Consider the following 20712-nt stretch of genomic DNA (forward strand, 5'->3'; position numbering starts at 1 on the left):
AGCGCACTTCTTTACATACCTAAAAGCGATCGCTTGATACCATTTCACATTAATCATGATACACATAAATTATGTAGAGACGTTGCATTGCAACGTCTCTACTGTTTGACAACGACTTGTCAGAATAATTCTCCAAGTTTAGGCATTAGAAACTTGGAATCTATAGTTAATAGTGCCATTGGCTAGAAAACCATCCAGAACTAAAAGATAAATCCCATCATTGGCTAGAGTCAAGACAAAATCACTGCTCAAATTCAAACTTGTTACATACTGATTACCAGGGTTATACAGTGTCCATGAAGCACTCACAAACCCGCTATTTAAGGAATCAAAACGAAGTTGTTGTCCGGCTTTACCTGTGATGCGGTAAATATCAGTTTCTAATCCAGGATTAAGGGTATTAGTAACTGTAGTATCTAGAGTCAGGACAGGTGCAGAACTAGCATCAAGTAAGCGGAAGCTATAATCGCCTGTGTTATTACCGTTACCACTGACAATCAGTTTGTAAGTACCTGTTTCTATCAGGGTGAAGGGTTGGCGATCGCTATCCGCATCGATATAAAATATTTGTTGTCCACTGGGGCTAACTAACTGAGCGTAGATAGTGAAAGTATTGTTGTTAATTAGCCCATCGTAGTACAAGCCTTGTCCTGCTGTGCCTGTGAAGGTGTATTCATCTGTTTCCCCTGGTTGAGAAATCGTGCTAGTGACAGTATTTCCTAAAGTGAGTGCTGTGGTTGTGACTGGTGGATTAGTGACTTTGAAGCTGTAATTGACAGTGGTGTTGTTGTTAAAGCCATTCAAGACTAATAGATAAGTGCCATTAGTGGTTAAAGTAGCATCAAAGTCAGTACTGAGGTTACTACCAGCAATATATTGATTACCTGCACCGTACAATGTCCAGGATACACTGGCAGCATTAGCTAAGGAATCAAAGAATAATCTTTGTCCGGCTGTACCGTTGATGCGGTAGATGTCGGTTTCCAAACCTGGGGTGAGGGTATTGGTGATGGTAGTATCTAAAGTGATGACTGTCGCAGCACTAGCATCAAGTAACCGGAAGCTATAATCGCCTGTGTTATTGCCGTTACCATCAAGGATGAGTTTGTAAGTACCTGTTTCCGTGAGGGTGATGGGTTGGCGATCGCTATCGGCATCGATATAGAATACACTTTGTTCACTAGGACTAAATAACTGAGCGTAGATAGTGAAAGTATTGTTGTTAATTAGCCCATCGTAGTACAGGCGTTGTCCAGCCGTACCTGTAAAGGTATATTCATCAATTTCCCCTGGTTGGGAGATGGTGCTAGTGACGGTGTTACCCAGAGTCAATGCTGTGGTTGTGACTGGTGGATTAGTAACTTTGAAACTGTAACCGACATTTGCGTTGCTGTTAAAGCCATCCAGAACTAGCAGATAAGTCCCTGTACTAGGTAAGGTGGTTTCAAGGTCACTGGCAAGGTTACTACCAGTTATATATTGATTACTTGGCCCGTACAATGTCCACGATGCACTGGCAGCATTAGCTAAGGCATCAAAGAATAATCTTTGTCCGGCTGTACCATTAATTCTGTAAATGTCTGCTTCCAAACCGGGGGTGAGGGTGTTGGTAACTGTGGTGTCTAGGGTGATGGTTGGTGCAGCACTAGCATCCAATAACCGGAAGCTATAATCGCCTGTATTGTTGGCGTTACCATCCAGGATGAGTTTGTAAGTCCCTGTTTCGGTGAGGGTGAAGGGTTGGCGATCGCTATCGGCATCACCGTTATAAAATACTTGTTGTCCACTAGGACTAATTAACTGGGCGTAAATTGTCGAAGTATTGTTGTTAATTAGTCCATCGTAGTACAAACGTTGTCCGGCTGTGCCTGTGAAGGTGTATTCATCTGTTTCCCCTGGTTGAGAAATCGTACTGGTAACAGTGTTGCCTAAAGTCAGTGCTGTGCTTGTAGTTGGTGGATTGGTGACTTTGAAACTGTAGTTAACAGTGGTGTTGCTATAGCCATCCAGAACTAGTAGATAAGTACCAGTATCAGATAAAGTGGCTTCAAAGTCACTGCTGAGGTTATTCGCAGTAATATATTGATTAGCAATACCGTACAATGTCCAATTTGCACTAGATCCGGTGGCTAAGGAATCAAAGAATAATCTTTGTCCGGCTGTACCATTGATACGGTAGATGTTGGTAGCTAATCCTGGGGTGAGAGTGTCTGTAATTGTGGAATTTAAGGTGACAGCCGTGGCGGCGCTAGCATCTAGTAAGCGGAAACTGTAATCAGCAGCCGAGGTGCTGTTTCCTTGGAGGAGTAGATAATAAGTTCCACTTTCATTCAGGGTGAAAAGTGTTCTGTCGCTGTCGGAATTGATATAAAAAACGCTAGTACCACTAGGGCTAATTAACTGAGCATAAACTGTATCTGCGTCACCTTGAAGCGCATCATAGTAAAGTTCCTGTCCAGGTGTTCCCGTAAAGCGGTAAACAACTGTTTCCGCACCATTAGTTAAGTTTCTGGTGATGGGAGTGTTGAAACTGATATCGGTGGCTGCGGCTGGAATATCGATGACTTGGAAACGATAGCTTCCCGTACTACTTGCACTTGCACCTTTAACGGTTAAGGTGTAAGTTCCTGATTTTTGTAAACGAATCAGTTGGGTGTCGGAATTGGTATTGCTAGCGAAGATATATTGATTATTAGCATCGCGTAATTCAGCAGTGATGTTATTCGAGTTAGAGTTTTGTCCATCGAAGTACACCAACAAACCAGCAGACGCAGTAAACGTGTAAGTATCTTGTCCACCTGCGGCAATTGTGCCAGTCTTGATGCTATTAAATCCACTGGCTGCTACAGGTGCATCGCTGATATCTGTAACTTTGAAGTTGTAGTTGACTGTACCACTACTGTTATAGCCATCAAGCACTAACAAATAAGTGCCGCTATTTTGTAAAGTGACTTCAAAGTCATTGCTGAGGTTAGTACCAGTAATATACTGATTACCAGTGCCGTATAGCGTCCAGTTCCCACTCACAGAACCACTAATTAAGGCATCAAAACGCAGCTTTTGTCCAGCATTACCGTTGATGCGATAAATGTCAGTTTCCAAACCGGGGTTGAGGGTATTGGTAACTGTTGTGTCTAGAGTAATGGTTGGTGCAGCACTAGCATCAAGTAAGCGGAAACTGTAATCACCTGTGTTATCGAGATAACCATCCAAGATGAGTTTGTAAGTACCTGTTTCGGTGAGGGTGAGGAGTTGGCGATCGCTATCGGCATCACCGTTATAAAATACTTGTTGTCCACTGGGACTAATTAACTGGGCGTAAATTGTCGAAGTATTGTTGTTAATCAGTCCATCGTAGTACAAACGTTGTCCAGCCGTACCTGTGAAGGTGTATTCATCTGTTTCCCCTGGTTGAGAAATTGTACTGCTGACTGTGTTTCCTAAAGTCAGTGCCGTGGTGGTAACTACACCAGAATTGGTAACTTTGAAACTGTAGCTAGTATTCCCGTTGCTGTTATAACCATCCAGTACTAACAAATAAGTCCCTGTATTGGTTAATGTGACTTCAAAGTCGCTGGCGAGGTTAAAACTAGTAATGTACTGATTATTTACTCCATACAATGTCCAGAATGCACTGGCGCTAGTGGTTAAGGAATTAAAGAACAGTCTTTGTCCGGCTGTACCATTAATTCTGTAAATGTCTGCTTCCAAACCGGGGGTGAGGGTGTTGGTAACTGTTGTGTCTAGGGTGATGATTGGTGCAGCACTAGCATCAAGTAAGCGGAAGCTGTAATCACCTGTGTTATCGAGATAACCATCCAAGATGAGTTTGTAAGTGCCTGTTTCGGTGAGGGTGAGAGGAGTGCGATCGCTATCGGCATCACCGTTATAAAATACTTGTTGTCCACTGGGACTAATTAACTGGGCATAAATTGTCGAAGTATTGTTGTTAATCAGTCCATCGTAGTACAGGCGTTGTCCGGCTGTGCCTGTGAAGGTGTATTCATCAATTTCCCCTGGTTGGGAGATGGTGCTAGTGACGGTGTTTCCTAAAGTCAGCGCTGTGCTTGTAGTTGGGGGATTAGTGACTTTGAAACTATAGCTAGTATTACTGTTGCTGTTATAACCATCCAGCACCAACAAATAAGTGCCTGTATTGGTTAATGTGACTTCAAAGTCGCTGGCGAGGTTGGTATTGGTAACGTACTGATTATTTACTCCATACAATGTCCAGAAAGCACTGGCGGTGTTGGTTAAGGAATTAAAGAACAGTCTTTGTCCGGCTGTACCGTTGATGCGGTAGATATCACTTTCTAATCCGGGGGTGAGAGTGTTGGTAACTGTTGTATCGAGGGTGATGATTGGTGCAGCACTAGCATCAAGTAAGCGGAAGTTGTAATCACCTGTGTTATCGAGATAACCATCCAAGATGAGTTTGTAAGTGCCTGTTTCGGTGAGGGTGAGAGGAGTGCGATCGCTATCGGCATCACCGTTATAAAATACTTGTTGTCCACTAGGACTAATTAACTGGGCATAAATTGTCGAAGTATTGTTGTTAATCAGTGCATCGTAGTACAAACGTTGTCCGGCTGTGCCTGTGAAGGTGTATTCGTCTATTTCCCCTGGTTGAGAAATAGTGCTGGTGACTGTGTTTCCTAAAGTCAGCGCTGTGCTTGTAGTTGGGGGATTAGTGACTTTGAAACTGTAGTTAACATTTCCATTAGTGTTGTTGCCATCCAGCACCAACAAATAAGTCCCTGTATTGGTTAATGTGGTTTCAAAATCACTACTTAGGTTAGCAGCAGTAACATACTGGTTGCCAGAATTGTACAATGTCCAATTTGCACCTGATGCAGTAGCTAAGGAATCAAAGAATAATCTTTGTCCAGCTATGCCATTAATTCTGTAAACTTCAGTTGCTAAACCTGGAGTTAAGGTATCTGTAACCGTTGTGCCTAGAGTGATAGTTGGTGCTGCACTAGCATCTAGTAATTGGAAACTGTAGTTACCTGTAGCGTTATTTGATGATCTGACAGTAGCGCGATAAGTTCCTGTTTCAGTCAGAGTAAAGGGTTGACTGTCATTGTAGTAATAGTAGTTCCCCAGGGAAATACCACTCGGACTTTGTAACTGAGTGTAAATACTTGTGAAATTGTTATCTAGCCCATCAAACAAGATCCGTTGTCCAGCTGTACCCGTGAAGGTATATACCTCATCGTCTCCCGGTTCTGCAAGATTACCTGTAATTACACCACCCAAAGTGAGAGGACTGGTGAGGGGACGCTTAGTAAAGTTTAAGGTGATCGGAGTAGTTAGAGCATTACCTGCGCGATCGCTAATTATACTTTGCTCCAACTTCAATTGATAATTACCCACACTCAGTTCACTACCAGGTAAAATCAAGAGAGTGCGATCGAGGTTACGAGTTTGTAGCTCATTCAAATTCACCAGAACATCATCACCACCGCCAACTACACCATTTGCACCCAAGTAAGTCAACTTCACACCAGATAAGTTGAGGCGTGAGGTATCCAAGGCTTCGTTAAAGCGGACACTCACTGATGGAATTGTCTTCAGACGTGCGCCTTCATTGGGTGTGGTGCTAATAACAGTCGGCGCGAAGGTATCCTTGATCAAATCTAAGGTGAGAATATTCGACAAGGAAGTGTTACCACCTGTATCTGTGGCGCGCACTTGCAAGGTGACTTTGTTGGATTGTGCTGTCAACTTCGGTGCAATAGCAAATAGATCCCAAGGGAAAGAACCATCATTTTCCACCACTTCACCGTTAACTAGCAAATCGACATTCCGCACCTGCACATCATCGGTGACTTTCGCCAGGATGGGAATAGTTGTCCCTTCAACGACTTGGATACCGTTCTTGGTCAGGTCACTATCTTTGGCAGATGTGCTAATTGTGACATTAGGCGCTTGTCCTTTATTATCAAAAGGCAAGTAGTTGAAAATTGCTAATCCGCCTGTCCCATCAGCTACCAATGCTAAACCATTTTGAATCCAGATATCTTGAACAGAACCAGGGGTGTCAAATTCCGTTAAGAAACCATTGGTATTATCAGGATTATCGACATTAAACAGAGTGACGCGGGCATCAGCATCAGAACTAAAGCCAGTAGTGCTGCCGACAATTAAACGCCCTGAACCATTGACTGCCAATCCACGATAGTTAAGTATTGGACTGTCGCCGGAGGTATTTTTGAGTTTAGTGGGATCAGTGATATCTACAGCTTCAAATAACCGAGCGCCAGTGACATAAGCCCGATCGCCTCCCACAAATAAATTGGTAGCACCAGAGAAGGCGAGAGAATTCAGCAGTGCAGGGGCGCTGAGATTTTCACCCAGGTTGTAAGTGGCGAGAGTGCCGCCCCTTAAGGTGTAGAGGATACCATTGCTGTAGGTCAATTCTGAGACATCACCACTACCAGTTGCCGTGAATGTACCGACAATTTCTCGCGTTTGCACATCCAGAATTGTCACTTGCCCGTTACTACCGCCGGCGTAAACGTAGTTATCGACAATTGTGACACTCAATACCGAGCCAGAGAGGGAGACTCTGCCGAGTAACTTAGCGGCTGGGGGGTCGGTAACATCGACTACAGCCAATCCCGAACCTCCCAAGGCGGCGGCGACTAGATGCTGAGTCGTGCCGGGGGTAGTACCAGGAATGGAAGTATAAGCAACAGCGATCGCATTGCCACTCAATTCAGCCCCAGACACACTAGAAATAATTACTGGTTTGGTAATTTGGGTCAAGTCAACTACCTGCACCCCACCAGAACCCGCAGCTAAGTATGCAGTCTTGTCACTAGCCACCACATCCTGGACAAAACTATTATTTTGTTGTGGCTTGACTGTGCTAATTATGCCGATGGGCAGGGCATTTACACCCAGGGCATCAATGCCTTGTTGAATCGCCGCAAAGTCACTCACACCATCATTATTAGTGTCAATCTTCTGCAAATCTGTGCCAATGGCAAACTCAATATCATCTGGTAAACCGTCACCGTCGGTATCAGCTGCTTTACTGCCATTAAAGACGATGCTAGCGGTCAAATCAATTCCCTGACCTGATTGCGGTGTCTTACCATAACTGTGACTAACTAAGCCCGTGACAGGATCAAAGATCGTCATGTGATAAGCCTGTTCTGGTGGTAAGAACAGTTGGAAATTGCCTTTGTCATCACTCACAGTTCGTAAGACTGGCGCACCTGGTACATCGGGAGTTTCGATCGCAATAAAATCATTACCCCATTGGGGATAAACAATTTGATCTAGTCCAGTACCCACAAAGCTAAAGCGAGATTTAGAATTATTGGAATCGTTACTGGTAATTTCGATTACTGCTCGATCTAGTCCTAAGTTGCTAGGATCGAAGTCTACTCCAAAAGACCAAGATTCGCCAAAGTTCAATGAAATGGGATTAGTAGCTAAGTTATTGGCAACGCCTAGTAAACTGAAAGCACTACTACCCTCAACTAATTTAATGTCAGAAATACTGAGGGGTTGATTACCATAATTAGTGATTGTTGCCAAATTTGGTTTTTCTACCTTGCCACCAGCTACAGCCACACCGCCTAAATTGTTATTTGGGGTGTTGAAGAATAGATAAGGATTGGTACTTTGAGCAAATCCTGTCAAGGGAATTTCTACAACTGGCTGAAGAGCATCGCTATTAATAACCAAGGTAGCGTTAGACTTACCAATCACAGAGGGATCAAAACTGATTGTAATCGGTGTATTCGCTCCTGGTGCAAGTACTAAACCATTGGTGAAGTTGCTTAAGGTGAATTGACCTGTATTTCCTGTCAAGGAAATATTATTAATTGTTGCAAGTTGATCTCCTGTATTTGTCAGGACAAAGTTTAACTTTGCCACTGAACCAGTGAGATTTACATTACCAAAATTGATCGCATCAATGAAGTTCTGAGAACCATCTTCTAACAGCCATAACAGTCCATCAGCGATTTGTTTTGGCGGCTGCGAATCAGGATCGCTGATGCCTTCGGGGGCATCTCCTTTTCCCTTTGTAATATAAGTCGAATAATACTGAACTGCTTGCTGTCCTTCTGCATCGCTCCAAGGCAGACCTAGTGCAATTTTTAAGGCATTGGCTGTCGTTGTAAAACTCTTTTGTGTGCTTAAGACAAAGCCTTGAGCCATTACGTCACTAGGGTTGAAATTGTTGGTGTGGTTTAGTCCAACATTATGTCCTAGTTCATGAGCTATTGTTTTACCTAGTGATTTGACTAGTTGGTCTCGCGTCCATTCCTCTTTGCCTGTAAATCCTAACGACTTGCCTTTTTCATCTCGATAGACGGTGTCACCATAAACTTGGAAGTATCGATTGAAATAGATATCAACATGACCGTCATAATTTTCATTTAAAGCTTCAGAAAGCCTAAAATTCTGTTCTGAGGTGCTATATTTCGTGCGGTTGGTGTAAATATCATCGATATTATACTGTCCGTTTTCATTGTCAACAATGAAAGCAGAACCCAAAGTGGGATATTTATCATCAAACAAATCTAAAGATTCAGCTTCCCAATCATCAAAATCAACTGTTCCAGATGATGATGAAGTTACTCGTTCTAACCCTGCACTAAATGGATTGAGTAACCCTGCTGCTTCAGCAATCACATCATTAATAAATGCGGATGCTTTTCCAGCATCAAAAACAACAGTTCCACCAGTGTTTGCTGTACCAAATATCAGTTTTTCATTGGTAGTCATGTCATTGCTAAACGTATTTTCAATGGCATCTGTAAAGTCATCAGGGTTGAAGAACGAACTAACATCAACAAACCACTTCTGTTTGGGTTCACCATCACCTTTGAGATTAAGAGTACCAACATCTTTTCCAGTTGGTGTTTTAATCGTTAAAGTTCCACTTTGATCTAGTCCAACTGAGGTTGGCTTAAATTGCACAGTTGAACCAGAAGCCGAGAATGCACCTGAAGCACTAATTTGAGGAGTGGCTGAACCTGCTTTTAAGCTGATTGGCTTAGTTCGAGTACCATTGACTAGCGTATCCTCAAACTCAATTTGCTTATCATTATGGTCAGCATCGGTTGCATCAATGAAGCGATACAAGTAATAAGTTGTCTTTTCAGTATGCTTAGACCCATCAGGCTTCCCTGTTACTTCAGTGATAAGAATCTTGCTACCAAAGAGAATATTTTCATTGAGTTGAGAGAATGGTGCGCTATTTGTACCTCCTAAAATTCCAGCCATCTCAACATAGGACTTAACAACCGCTTCTAAAGAGTGTTTTTCTCCACTTCCTGCTTGTAAGGTAAATGAGCTACCTGTTAGGGGTTCGGTTGTTCCCGACCGTTGCTTCATAAAATCAGCTAATGGCCCTTCAACCTGAATATTGACTTGGATATAGGGCTGTTTTTTATCAGGATCTTTCGGCCTCTGCGGTACGGCGCAACCCGGAGTAGGAGGAGGTGGTGGTGGTGAGTCAGGGAGTTTATCAGGCGCAGTCCAAGTCTTTGTCAAGAATGAGCCACTTTCTCCCGTAATTAGAGGAATGACTAACTCTGACTCGTGCATGGTATCTTTAGGCGAGGGTGGTGGTGGCGGTGGGGGTGGTGCGCCTCCCGAACCACCGCAACTACCAGGTGGTGTCAATCCGTGCCAACCTGGATGGGTAATGCCTGTACCCGGATCAGTTCTGACAAATTTACCATCTTCCGAAACTGTGGCTGTGCCTTCAATCACCAGCCGACCTGTAGTATGGTCAAAGCTGAGGAAGTTTAATTGCGTCCCTGGTGCAGCACCGAAGACGTTGGGGAAGGTCATCGGTGCAGGGGTAGCAAAGTTGGTAATCCCTGGTGATTGGACTGTAATGTCAAAGGTATGCTGCAATACTCCTGGTGGCAGCATATCTCGGACTAGTTCCGGCGGTACGGTACTGATGCCAATTTGACCACTGGTTAATTTTTGACCATCAGCACTTACAAGGCTGTTGGGTTGAACTTCAATGGTGAGATACTGTTGTTGTTCAGCAGTTAATTCTGGTGCAGCTACCGCATCAGCAACAATTGTCTTACCTTGACTAGCATCGACATCTTTGAGAATGGCATTGGGTATGCGAGGTAGATACACCTCTGGCATCCCCATCATCGTAAAGTTACCAACTCCTGGTGAAATGTTCACATCCATGACCATTTCTGGGAAGTAAAAGCCTGTTGGGGGTGCGGTAGCAGTTCTCCCATCAATGGCTAATTTGACATTGCCCACTGGTACGCTATCAAAGGAGAATCGCCCATCCGCACCAGTGATTCTAAAGTCAGTTTCCCGTCCCAGGATAAATACTTTGACTCCAGCAATGGGATTTAAGAAGACATCATCTGCTGTCATCAACACACCATCAGGGCCTGGTAGCTGATCATCGGCTGTGTGCGGTAGTCTGTCTACACCTGGATCAGTAATAATTCCTGAGAGGGATGTATTGGGGGTAGGAACGAGACTGACGGTGTTAAAGTCGAAAGTCAAAACTCCGCTAGCTTGACCATCGCCATCAGCATCTAGTAGTTTGCCACCATCCTTTGCTCTAATTGTCGAGCCGTCAACGGTGACGCGGATTAAGGAAGCGTCTGGTAAAGGTTCTTGGAAGAACAACCAAGCAAACTGACCATCATTGGCTGGGACGATTGTCGCGGCTATTTTCTCACCACCAAATGAGGCAAAGAAGTTGTTGCTATTGAGGCTTGTGGGATCAACTGGTTCGGAGAAGAAGATTTGCGGTCTAAATGTAACACCAACTTCTGTCGCACCATCCATCGGTGTATGGCTTACGAGTTGGAATAAGGGGCTGGGGTTGACCGTGAAACTTAAAGTTCTTGTTTGACCATTGCCAGCTAGGTCACTCACAGCTGGATCAATGGTTAAGGTATACTTGCCCGATGCCAATGGTGCTGTTAAATTTAGCCGGACTTTGTTGGTACTGAGTCTGGCAATTGAGGAGATGGCAACAGTCTGACCATTTTCTAGTTTCAGGGTATAGTTATTTTTGGCGATCGCACTATCTGTCACCGCTTCACTAAAATCTACATCAATCACCACATTGGACGCATTGATCGTACTGGCAACAGTGGCGATCGCCGCCACACTATCAAGTGTAAAGTCAAAGTTGAAGATACTAGATTTATTCCCCAACTCATCACTAGCTACCAGTTTGAGGAGATGTTGTCCTTGTCCTAATGTGCTGCCTTTAATTGTTTCTAATTGCGCTAAGTTGAACGCAAAGCTACCATCTGCTTGTAGTCGAGGCAAAACATTGACAAAATTTGCTTCCTGTGTATTATCAAACCCAGCCCGGAAAGTACTGATTTTGCTAGTATCACTCACTTTACCGTTAATCGCGGGGTTAGAGGTGAGACGATCGCCCACAATGCCAGTATCTTGAGATAACGCGGCTGTAATTACTGGTGGTGTGGTGTCTGAAGTTGTGGATTTAATCGTCACCAGAACGGTTGTTTCGGTACTATTTCCTGCTAAATCTACACTCCGCAGTGTCAGGTTTTGTTGTCCATCGGCTAACCCAGTTAAATTCAACTCAACATCAAATCTGCCTTGATTGTTGATGGGGACAGTAATCAAGCTACCATTGTTGAAGCGATAACTAACTTGGGCAGTATTTTCGTTGACACTACCTGTAAGTTTGTCTCCTGATTTTAATTCGGCATTGGCTTGAGGACTAGTAACAGTTAACAGGGGTGCAACAGTATCAACTGTGATTTGTAATGTAGCCTTATCACTAATATTACCCGCCGCATCAATAGTATTGACTGTGAAATTCTTCACCCCATCTGTCAGTTGAGATGTGGTAATTTCCCATGTACCATTAGTAGCTGTTGTCTCTCCTAATTTTGTTTGGCCATCAAATATTTGTACTAGTGAACCTGTTTCAGCTTTCCCTGTGATAGTGGGAGTAGTTTTGTTCGTGATTGTGTCAATATCATCTTTGATTTTTAACTCAGTCGGTGCGGCTGGTTTGGTAGTGTCAAGGGTAAATTCTAGTTTGACCTCACCAGAAACATTGCCCAATTTATCTTCAGCTTTGAGACTTAGTTGATAGACACCATCTGCTAATTGTCCACCATTGATTTGCGTGAGTGTCGCTTTATCTAAAGTGAAACTACCATCTGTATTTAACTTCGATAAAACGTCAACAAAACTGCCAGAATTTAACTTGGCTTGGAATTTAACTATCTGACTGGTATCGGTGACAGTACCTTTAATTGTCGAGTCAGAGGTGGTGCGATCGCTCCCACTATTCCCTGTATCATTAAGTAAACTCACCCCAATGATCGGTGGCTGATTATCAGCAACAGGTGCTAAAAGATTTTGCAGAACATAATTACCGATTAATTTACCAGTCGCCAGTCCATCTACGTTAGCTGTATTGAAATGAATACCACCATAGAGTCGGCTGATAGCGGCTTCATCGGCTGCGGCACTAAAACTATTAAATTGACGGTAAACTCCGGGTAATCCTAGAGAATTAACCGTAAAGTTGACATTATCACCCAGTAGTGCTGTTAATATTGTTGTGGCTGCACCACTAAAGGTACTGTGTCCAGAAATATAATCGGGGAAGGGCGGAGTTGTAATTAATGGTGTCCAATTCGGGTCAGCAATAGTATTAGGATTACCATCAGTATCGCCTTTTTGAATTGCAGTAATTGGTCGCCAGAAATTGTAGTGATATTTAGCATCCCAAGCTGCAATTCCTGCATCAGCGATGGAAATATCCAATAAGGCAAATATCCGGGCATTATCTACTAAAGAGTTACCCTTACTAGCTACGACATTTTGGGCAATTTGATTCCAATGTCCAGGGGGTGTAAAAGTCCCTCCACCATCAGCCCAGAATAACGCTATTTGGGTTTGTTCAGCCGTGCGAGTTGTGCTGTTTTTCTTGCCTAAATCCTTGACTTGATTGTAATCATCAGTGTACTGCTGACTATCCAAGGCAGGCGGCCCCTCTGGGCGGAACTGGGAACCACTGGTTAAACCAAAGGGTGTAACTTGTCCCCACTGGGGTAGTAAAGCTGGCGCAAATCCTGGGGCTGTGGGTATCCAGTCGCCGGGGTTGGTTCCTGGTGTATAAGTAACAGTAGTACTTGACCCGTCTGTACCCCGCAAAGTTAAAATACTATCGGCAACTGTCCGCCCAAATATTACCCCTGCATCTTCCGCCGCCCCATCAGGGATTTCTGCTAAAGACTCTGTTAAGGCTGCATCAAAGAAGGTAATCTGTCCAGGATAAAGATTGACTAAAACTCTATGGGCTGCGGCTGCGGCTGCTGCTTCCGGCGATGCACCAACTGGCGCAACTCCTGTGAAATAATAGTTCTGATAGTTCTTGGTAATACTATTTATTGCATCAAAGACGGCAGTTTGTGCGATCGCCATATTCCGAGAAGCGCGGGGCGGGGCTGTCTTATCTGTATATATGGCATTTAAAAGTATGGTGTTCCAGTCAAGCACGACATCGCTGTTATCTTCGGTAACTCGCTTGACAATTTCCGTAAATGTGCTTTGATTACCAGCTTTGTCTGTAGCAATGGCAGTAAATGAATTATCTCCTAGTGTCAATGCCACACCAGTAAATATAAATTTACCAGTGGCATCAGCTGTAACTAATTGACTTGTTTGTTGTAATAAAACAGTGGTATTTGCTTCTGTTTGTCCGATTAAACTTACTGTCGCAAATTTAGTTTGAGAATCCCCAACTGGCGCAGAATCAAACAGCGAATCTAGCATCAACCCTGGAATCTGGGGACGAGTAGTATCTACGGTAAAGGTGTAGTCTAAGTTCGCTGTATTCCCGGCAATATCTGTGGCAATTAATTTCAGTGTATGGGAACCATCACTTAAGTTACTTCCATTAATTTCTGTAATTTTATTTTGGTTTAAGGTAAAGTTCTGATCCTTTAAAGTTCCTAAGATATCAACAAAGTTAGCTGTTGCTGTATTATCAAATCCTGCCTGAAAGGAGACGATTTGCTGCAAATCCTTGATGCTGCCAGTAATTGTGGCATCTTTGGTAATTTGATCGTTATTACTACTGCCTGTATCGTTACTTAAAGACGCACTAATAATGGGGCTATTACTATCTAGCGTAAAAGTTAGATCAAAGGTAGAGGTATTATTCCACTGGTCTTTGGCAAATAAATGTAGAGTGTGCTGACCTTGAGTAAGTGGTGTATTGTTATTGATTTCTGATAACTGTTCTGCTGTTAAGATAAAAGTCCCATCATTGGCAACCACTCCCCGAATGTTTGTAAATTTGTCGATAGTTGTATTATCTATACCTGCACGAATGCGGGTGATGCGGCTGGCATCTTTCACAGTTCCTTTAATTGCTATATCTGCCGTGATTTTATCAGTGCTGACACCTGTATCGTTAGCTAAAGCTGCTGATAAATTAGGTGGGGTTTTATCTCGATTAAAATTAATCTCTAAACCCAACTTCCTCACGTCAAAAATGGTGATTTTCTTATCTCCATCAAAATCACGAGGGTCATTAATTCCCACTATGGGTTTATTTCTGTCTTTAAGTATCAAGTCTAAATCTTGATAAGTTAATCCGCCATCATTATTGGCATCCCCTTTTAAAAATCCATCTTCTATAAAGGGAATTGTAGGGAAAGACAGAGATAATGAGTTTTTACCTAAAATCTGAGGAGTGAATAGATCACTACCAGTTTCAGTCAATAATGACGGAATCAAAATATTGTTGGCATTAATATTAGAAATGTTTTGAAAATCTTCCATAATTCACCCTCTTTGAAATTCAGACTATCTACAATATTGTTAATAAACTCAAAAAGATAAATATGTTCTAACAGTTATCAGTAAACGGTTCACTGATAACTGTTAACTGTTAACTGATTTAAGACTCAATAATGCCTGCTTCGGTAACTATTAAAGAGAGTCCATCACTTAAACGAGCTTCATTGAAACTGTATTGTTGAAACTCAGTCGGGCTATTCCAAGCCCCCACTGTAGCTGAACGACCTGCGCCATTTTGTTGGTCGGTATTTCCGTCGAAGTTAACGTCCAAGTAATTAAATTGAATAGCATTACTACCTTCTGTGAGAATCACCTGGAAAGTAATATCACCTGTTTCACCCTCGAAGGGATAAGCCTCAAGCTGATGCCATTGAATGATAAATTGACGACTACCTACACTGCCTTGTGTTTCGGTAAATACAGTAGCAATCCTACCTTCATTACTACGAGTTTCTAAGTCATCCCAGAATGGAAGCAGTGATGGCAAATTCCTTAACCCTGAAGCAGCAAAGTTGAGTGACTGATTAACATAGTTTGCGTTAGTACCACCAAAGCTAATCAGGCCGTTACTGCTAATCCCCGCCTGGGTATAAGTCTTACCGTAGAAAGTGAAGGCAAATGGTAAATTAACTAGAGAGCTAAGATCATCACCTTGTAAATTTGGTACAACATTACCTGTCTGACTAATATCGATAAACTGACTTGGTTCTAGAGTGAAGCTACTGATGATATTTTCTGTTCCCAAGGGGTTACCTGCTCTATCGGTGATTTGAGCAGCATCAATAATTAATTGATAACTGCCGGCGGATAGAGCCTGATAAGTTAGTTGCACTGTGCGATCGCTTTCTCGCAGTTGAATATTTTCTGGGACAATTACTTCATTGGCACTGTTGATCAATCTAAAGTTGGCAGCAATCACATTCGCTGTATCCAATGCTTCCGAGAACCGAACTGTCACACGGCGTAAATTCTCTAAGGTTGTTTGTCCGTTAGCAGGTGTGACACTATTAATTAGAGGCGCAACCGTATCCGGTACTAGGTCAAAGGCGAGAAGATTAGACAGACTACTGTTACCACCTGTATCGGTAGCTCGTACCTGGACGTTGACAACGGGAGCATCAGGATCATTATTGAGAGCGATCGCACTCAAGTCAAATGGTAAGGTGACATCATTACTCACCACCTCACCATTAACTAATAGTTCAACATTGCGAATCTGCACGTCATCAGCCACATTCACCCGAATGGGGATATTTCCGCCTTCATTGACTTGAATGCCTGGAGTGTTAGGATCTACATCCACTACAGAACTGCTAATACTGACGGTGGGAGCTTGACCTTTGTTGTCAAATGGTAGATAGTTGATGACTTGTAATCCACCTGTGTCATCAGCCACAAAAGCAATACCGGAGGCGATCGCAATATCACGGGCAAATCCTGGTGTATTTACTGTAAATAAAATATTGTTGGTGTTCTGTGGGTCACTAATGTCATAAACCCCAATTCCCTGATCTTCAGCCGCCACTAAAGCCAAACCTGAGCCATTGAGCGCCACATCACGAGCTGTAAAGAAGAAGTCAGCATCGCTAATCAGCGTCGGATTACTCGGATTAGAAACATTGATAGTCCGCAATCCACTACCCGCAAGATAAGCGACACCGTTAGCAGCAAATACCCCCACATCCTGTGAAGCGACTGAGACGCTTAATTGACCAACAATCCTTGCCGCCCCTATTTGGGTAATATCAATCACAGAGAAGATATCAGAACCACTAGTAAAAGCATATAGTTTTGTGCCTTCCCTTGCTAAACCAGTGACTGTCCCAAACCCAGGAAGAGTTAGATTCTGTAAGCTTTCCCCCGTCAATAAATCAATTGTTCGTAAAGAAGTACCAGCAATGATATAAGCGATACCATCAACTACTTCCACTTGGTTGACAGGGAAACTGACTTGGTTAGCAGAAATCTTAATTGTCCGTAGCAAGGTTGGTAGCATGGGGTCAGAAACATCCACCAATTGCAAGCCTTCACTATTGGTAGCCACAGCCGCAATTTTTAAATTGGCATCAACGGACACATCTGTCGCATCACCCAGCAGATCCAATTGACCGAGAATAATTGGATTATTGAACTGGGAAGCATCGACAATTGCCAAACCGTAAGAGCCGGTAGCCACATAAGCCGTTTGACTACCAGTTATCAAGGTTGAACCTTCAACAACCACTGCTTTGGCTTCACCTCTGATAGGCAAAGTGGAGATGATACCTGTGGGGAAGCCACGACCATTGAGGGGATCTAGTCCCTGTTCAAGTTCAGCTGAATCTCTAATCCCATCCCCATCGCTGTCTATACTGTTGGGATTAGAGCCTAAAACAAATTCACCAACATCTGGAATGCCGTCGCCATCAGCATCAGCACCACCAAATGTATCAAATTCTAGAAACGAAGATTGTTCGTTCTGAGAACCCCATTCATTAAAAAGTGTCAACTGTCCACTAGAGGATGAAATTCCAGATATTTTCGCACTGTTATTGGTTGATGGCTGATAAAAAGTTGCAGTGAAGAATTTATTTGGTGCTAATACCAAATTCTGAGGAGAGGTGTCAGGATTAAAACTGCCAGTTAACTCTAAACCATTTTCCATTTCATAACGGTAGAATACTGCGGGATCGCTGCCAAAGCCTAGTGCCGTCGATTCTTGAATATTTTGTGCTTCTAATGTATTGTTTTTTAGAAGTTTTTGGTTGCCAATATCGATAGTAAAATCTTCATATCCTGATGGAATTATAAAATTTCCCTGAATAGGCACTTCCACAATAATCTTTATCTGGAAAGATTTTGTCCCAACTGTTTCATGTTGTAAAATCCACAAATCAGCTAATGGAGGTAAATATAAATCATTACGATCTACACCAAAATCATCACAAAGCTCGAATTTTAATGTCGCAGAATATTCACCACTTCCTCCAACAAATGGAGTGAAAGATGTTACTTCAGCATTAAAATTTTCAGTAAATAATTGAGTCCCTTGAAGTCCACCAACCAACAACGAAAGAGTTATATCGCTAAAATTATAAAATCTTTTATTAGGAGTGTTTATCTTAATATTGCGATTGTCGATACCACCTCCATTAGCCTGTGCCTGAATTTTATTTTGGATATCATTTTTAATTTCCGTTAGTGAACCTTGAAAAACTTTGGAATCTTTTATCAAGTTAGAAAGGATGCTGCCGTCTGGCTGTTCAAAAGTCCCGCCTTCTCCAGACATAAAACGATTCATCATTTGACTGCCTAAATTCCCAGCCGCAGGTGCAAGAAAAAGTCGCACTGCTCCTTCTAATACGGAACTGGGTAATATACGATCTAATAACAAGGCATTTTCAATTAGTGTTGGTGGCTTATTTTTCCATTCATATAAATTGTTTTGAATGGGAAAGTCAGCATTATAAGAATCCGAATCCAGACCACACCGATTAAATTTGCTTTCACCGATACGCTGTTTAGCAGTAGTTCCACTAATTGTAAAATGCCATCCTGGTGCAATAATCCCTACGCCTGGGTCGGAGACAATCGTCTTGCCGTCTTCACTGACTGTACCATTGCCAATTATTACCCATTTACCGGCATCATGATCAAAAGACCAAATTAAACTCTTCTCCCCAGGTGCTAACCCTTCCAAATTGGGGAACTGTATCGGTGCAGGCACATCAAAACGAGTTGCACCACCAGCCTGACTGAAACCATTCGGGCCTCCCGCCTGAATCGAAATGATCAGTTTTGGATCTACATTTGGCGGTAGGGGCGCAGGCAATCTGTTGGGTGCTACAGCAATAATTGCCGCTTGAGTAGCAGCATTACCTTGGTCATCACGCGCTGAACCGGGCGAGAACGTAACTTTGGTTAATTCCCAAATAGACGGGTCAAGATTCGGGAATAAGACTTGTAACTGGGCTTTACTAGCTTCCCCAAATCCTACATCTGTTTCTTCTGTAGCAGATAACTGCTGGATATCACTAGCAGCCATCGGTGGCAGATAAATATTGAACGTTGCACCATCCATTGTCAATTGCGTAGATTGACCCGGAACACTATGGAACGGCTTACCTAATGTTGCATAGGCTGTTCCGGCTGGCGCATTAACTGCTGTACTCCCATCAATATGGACGAAAAATTCCGGTGCTGGCATATCCCGGAGGATAAAGTAGCCATTTTCATCGGTGACAGCTGTAACTCCTGGTAAGGCATCTACACGGATAGTCGCACCAACCACAGGAATGTTAGACCCATCTGAATTCTTGTTATAAGAGTCGTAAACATACCCCCAAACATCTGTGCCGGCAATGCGCGTTAGGGGTAATGTGCGGAAATCGGCAGTAGCAATCCCACCAGCCAGGCCATCAGCATCAGCATCCAGCGCTAATCCATTTCGACCCAAAATTTTATTACCATCGACAACTACACGGACTTCTGTTGATGGTACTAAGGGATTGTTGTAGAAAAATGTGGCAAACAACTCGGTGCTAGACACTTCTATTCTGCCTGCTACTCGCTCACCATTAGCAATTAAATAGAACGAGTCTGTATCAACTGTGGTCGGATCAATGGGTTCGTTAAACCGGATAATTGTCTCGCGGGTCAAATTGACCATTTCTTCGCCATTAGCCGGGGAAATTTCCGTTAAGCGAGTTGCTGGAGATGGCTGGGTGAAGATTCCAAAGTCGAAGGTAGTTCTCTCAATTAAAGAATTACCTGCTAAGTCACTAATTGCGGGATTAATTATTAGTTGGTAACTGCCATCGATTAAGGTTTCAGCTAGATAAACTCTAACTGTAGTGTCGTTGATTGCGGTAACTGAGATGATATCAACAGGTTTTCGATTATTGTATTGAAGAGTGTAGTTGCCAGCTATCAACGCTGAGTCAGATACTGACTCATTATAAACAATATCAAAAGCATCAAAACTGGTAGTATATACCTCAAAAGGAGCTAGATCAACTCTGGGAGATTGAGTATCGAGTGTAAAACTTACATCAAATAAACTCGACAGATTACCCCATTTATCTTGAGCTTGTAGATACAGAGTATGAGAACCATCTGTTAATGAATCGCCATTAATTTCAGACAGAGCAGCAGCGTCTAAAGCAAAGCTACCATCTGCTTCTAAGATGCCAAGGATATTGAAGAATTGATCAACAGGGGTATTATCAAATCCAGCCCGAAACCTAGTGATTTTACTCGCATCAATTATAGTTCCTTGGATGGCAGGATCTGCGGTAATAAAATCTGTATTTGTGCCATTATTGGGAGCAGTATCATTAGTTAATGATGCTGACAAATTAGGTGCAAGGTTATCAGTATTACCTTTAATAAATAAGCCTAATTTTCTGACATCAAAAATCGTAATTTTACCATCACCATCAAAGTCTCGTGGATCGTTAGTGCCAACAATAGGTTTATTGCGATCTTTCAGAATTAGGTCTAAATCCTGATTCGTCAATCCTCCGTCATTATTAGCATCTCCTCTTAAAAATACATTTTCTATAACTGGAATAATGGAACTAGATAAAGCGGATGAATTTATATTAATTAAATTAGGTGATAAAATATCTTGTGGTAATAGATGTGATTTACCTAAATCAGATATAGGCGTAGTAGGTTCCTGAAATATAGGTTGAATTTCCATGATTTATATTCTTTCTACTCCTAGATAATATGCAGTGTGACTAGGGTAAACAAAAGAGTTTTTTGGGTTGAGCGATTACTCAACCCAATCTACTATTTTCTTTCGCTTAAACGTATTTATCTTTTGTCTGGAAGCAAATAATATTGTTTGCCCAAGAAAATCAGACGTTAGATGGGTAAATGATATTAATGATGAAATTCACC

General features: G+C 42.6%; 2 protein-coding genes. Both read right to left on the bottom strand.

Translation table 11 applies throughout. The features are described from left to right. Positions 1-138 precede the first annotated feature (138 nt). Positions 139-14808, bottom strand: coding sequence for an Ig-like domain-containing protein (locus FD725_RS15880; protein WP_179049019.1), 14670 nt, complete (start codon positions 14806-14808; stop codon positions 139-141). Between the two features lie 118 nt (positions 14809-14926). Then, positions 14927-20509 (bottom strand): Ig-like domain-containing protein, encoded by a 5583-nt coding sequence (locus tag FD725_RS15885; protein ID WP_179049020.1) that lies wholly within the window; start codon positions 20507-20509, stop codon positions 14927-14929. Positions 20510-20712: the final 203 nt, after the last annotated feature.

It is taken from the genome of Nostoc sp. TCL26-01 (assembly GCF_013393945.1).
Lineage (GTDB): Bacteria > Cyanobacteriota > Cyanobacteriia > Cyanobacteriales > Nostocaceae > Trichormus.

Excerpts from the sequence above, each read along its gene's own strand:
- FD725_RS15880 (WP_179049019.1), bottom strand. The coding sequence starts at position 14,808 with ATGGAAGATTTTCAAAACATTTCTAATATTAATGCCAACAATATTTTG.
- FD725_RS15885 (WP_179049020.1), bottom strand. The coding sequence starts at position 20,509 with ATGGAAATTCAACCTATATTTCAGGAACCTACTACGCCTATATCTGAT.